This is a genomic window from Solidesulfovibrio aerotolerans (genome assembly GCF_009856865.1).
GTDB classification, from domain to species: domain Bacteria; phylum Desulfobacterota; class Desulfovibrionia; order Desulfovibrionales; family Desulfovibrionaceae; genus Solidesulfovibrio; species Solidesulfovibrio aerotolerans.
In genome coordinates, this window is the sequence record NZ_WVUD01000112.1 from 1 (window position 1) to 1,849 (window position 1,849).

General features: G+C 53.8%; 1 protein-coding gene and 1 pseudogene. One reads left to right on the forward strand and one right to left on the reverse strand.

Annotated elements, in window-relative coordinates; translation table 11 throughout:
• Positions 1 to 1,034: ISL3 family transposase (locus GTA51_RS20305; protein ID WP_160964298.1), on the forward strand; the 1,034-nt coding region annotated here is incomplete at its 5' end.
• Positions 1,035 to 1,280: 246 nt separating this feature from the next.
• On the opposite strand, the pseudogene GTA51_RS20310 reads toward GTA51_RS20305, so the two are convergent.
• Positions 1,281 to 1,721 (reverse strand): annotated as a pseudogene (locus GTA51_RS20310) (tyrosine-type recombinase/integrase); the annotation flags it as partial.
• Between the last annotated feature and the right edge of the window lie 128 nt (positions 1,722 to 1,849).

The window sequence follows — 1,849 nt, forward strand, 5'->3', positions numbered from 1 at the left end:
TCCAACATCACTGCTATCTGACTGCCAGGGTGCCTCGGGTAACTTGTCCCAAGCATGGCACACGGCGGATTGTTGTACCGTGGGCACGGCCTGGCAGTAACTTTACCTTACTATTCGAGCAGGTTGTCATGATCCTGGCCAGAGAGATGCCCGTAGCCACCGTCGCATCCTTTGTAGGCACGACCGACAAACGTCTCTGGAGAGTCATCAACCACTATGTGGCTGAGGCCATGAAGCGCGTTGACCTCAGCAGACTTAAGGCATTCGGCCTCGACGAGACTGCCTGCAAACGCGGACAGCGCTACGTGACGATCTTTATTGACCTGGATCGTGAAGACCGTCCTGTGATCTTCGCCACTGAAGGCAAGGGCAAGCAGACTGTTCAGCTGTTCCGGGAACACATTATCAGCAAGGGCGGCCATCCCAACCGAGTACTTGAAGTTGTCAGCGACATGTCCGGAAGCTTTATTGCTGCCGTCGAAGAACACTTCCCGCAAGCAGATCTGACCGTGGACTGGTTCCATGTGGTTCAGCTCTTTACGACGGCCGTGGATGAGGTGCGTAAGGCTGAATCAAAAGAGCGAGCCTTGCCCAAAGGTACCCGATGGGGGGTGCTCAAAGGCCGCGAGACGGCTAAGACTCAGACTCAAGCTGAAGCATTGCAGGAGCTTGAGAGCGAAGCATTTGCCACAGGCATCGCTTATCGTGTCAAAGAGCAGCTACGATGGATTCGACGAGCCGAAACAAGCCAAGCGGCCAAATGGAGATCTACAAACTTTCTGAACTATGCCAGTGAGTTGATTGCTGGCGAGCCTCTGCTCAAACCAGTCGCCAAGGCTTTGAAGACATACAAGAAGCACCTTGACCGCATCCTCTTCCGTTGGTGCTCCTGGCACACCAACGCTCGCCTCGAAGGCCTAAATGGTCTCTTCCAGGCCGCTCGCGCCAGGGCCAGAGGCTACCGAAACGTCACGAACTTCATCACCATGATCTACCTAATCGCAGCCCCAATCGCCGACTTCCTTGCTCAATGAATTCCATTTGAAACGTCGAAGAACCGTTTAAACCCTAAATTCGGACGAATTAATCAAAGTCACCCTTCTAATTTCGATATCGCCATCTTTGCAATAATACCAGTATAATACCCTTCTGTCGCAACAACGTACAAACGCCTTTTTTGATTGCTTTTATGCTAGAAAGGAAGTACGGTACCAAGGCAATTCCCCGTAAAAATAAAAAGCGAGAGACCCTGGAAGAGCCCCTCGCCATCAATCACTTCCTCAAACTCCAGCAAGGCTGGGCAACTTCCCCACCGCCTTTTCCTTCTCGCCCTCGAGGTAATGGTAATACACGTCGGCGGTCATCTTCACGGTGCTATGCCCCATAAGCTTCGACACAGCCGCCAAGTCAGCGCCATTGGCGAGCATGGTCGTCGCGAAAAGGTGTCGTAAGTCGTACATACGCACATCCACGGTGATCCCGGCTTTTTCACACGCCGTATTGAAGCTCCGCCGAATCGTCGTCAGCGGTTTCCCTTCATACTCGACGATGAACCCGGACTTTGACGTTTTCCGAATCTCCCGTAAGCGATCCAGGAACGACTCCGTCACCGGGACCGTCCGAAAGGTCTTCGTCTTGGTCGCGTAAATACGCACGGTACAGCCATCGAAGTCAACGTGTTCCCAACGAAGGGCAAAGAGCTCCGACGGGCCGGGACGTGTCTGCGCGATTCGGAGCAAATCGGCCGGGCAATTCGGACGAAGCCGGCCACCCAATTCGGTTGAAACCGGCCGGGCAATTCGGCTGAAACCGGCCACTTTTTCCGGAATTCCGGATTAGGTGGCCGAAA